Genomic DNA, 1,027 nt, shown 5'->3' with positions numbered 1-1,027 from the left:
CGACCAACAACACCCGCACCAGCCAGCCTCGTCGGGATCAATCACCTCGCCGACGAAACCGCCACAAACTAACCCAAGTGACTCCAGTCAGCTTGACATCGCCCGAAAAGCTCCTTTTTCCCCTAAATCTCCGTCGAATTAGTTCAGCACCGGATCTCGATTCCAGTCGTGTGGTGTTCCTCCGCCGAGTGAGCGTTGCTTGCGTGCGCGGCTCGCGTGCGGCTTGCGCCATCAGGTCACGGGTCTGATGTTGTGAGTGACAGGTGTCATTGAGGCTGGTCCAGGGTGGTCGAAACGGCCCGGTGAACTCCTCCCGCGCGGGTGGTCCCCGAGACAGAAGGCTCCGGTCCAATGATCGATTTCCTCAGGACACGATTGTATTGTTTTCGATGAAAATGATCCCTGAGTGTATTAACACTAGATAGTTTGTTCTACTTGAGCTAGACTCATCTTGTGACCAACCTCCTGGAACACCCCGCAGCGGATGCCGCGCCCGGCTCGTCCGCGGCGGCGTGGGCGGTCGCTGAGCTGCAGGCTCTCGCGGCGGGGCTCGCGGGGTCGCTGCGGTGTTCGGTGGTGCGCGGCTTCGATGACGATGGCCTGCTGCAGGTGACGACCGCGGTCGAGGTCCTCNGTTGCGGGTGGCTACGGCGGCGGAGGTCGCGGACCGGTCCCGGCCCGAGCTCGGCACCGGCCGGCTCTCCGCGAGGCGCGGCTGCCGCACGCCCGGGGAGCTCTTGGAGCGGGTCACCCTGGTGTCGGGGCCGACCGCGCAGCGACGGATGCGGCTGGGCAGGCAGCTCCGCACCGGCCGCTCCCTGACAGGCGAACCACTACCACCCCTCTTCCCGGCAACCGCGATCAGCCTGGCCACAGGTGCGATTGGCATCGACACCGCCGACGCGATCCTGACCGCGTTGACGCCGACACTGCGATGCACCGACCTCGACTCGGTACAGGCCGCCGAGACCGAACTCGTGGCTGCGGCCACCGGCACCAGCTCGGAGACCCCCGTGCCCGCATCGGC

At 65.5% G+C, this 1,027-nt stretch carries 1 protein-coding gene; it reads left to right on the top strand.

Annotated features, from left to right (window positions below; genetic code table 11):
- Positions 1 to 641: 641 nt before the first annotated feature.
- The coding region (locus tag E3T28_RS06590; RefSeq protein ID WP_166786947.1) for a DUF222 domain-containing protein at positions 642 to 1,027 on the top strand (386 nt) is incomplete at its 3' end.

Origin of the sequence: Cryobacterium sinapicolor (assembly GCF_004403465.1) — a bacterium.
Lineage (GTDB): Bacteria > Actinomycetota > Actinomycetes > Actinomycetales > Microbacteriaceae > Cryobacterium > Cryobacterium sinapicolor.
This window is presented reverse-complemented; position numbering and strand designations above follow the sequence as displayed.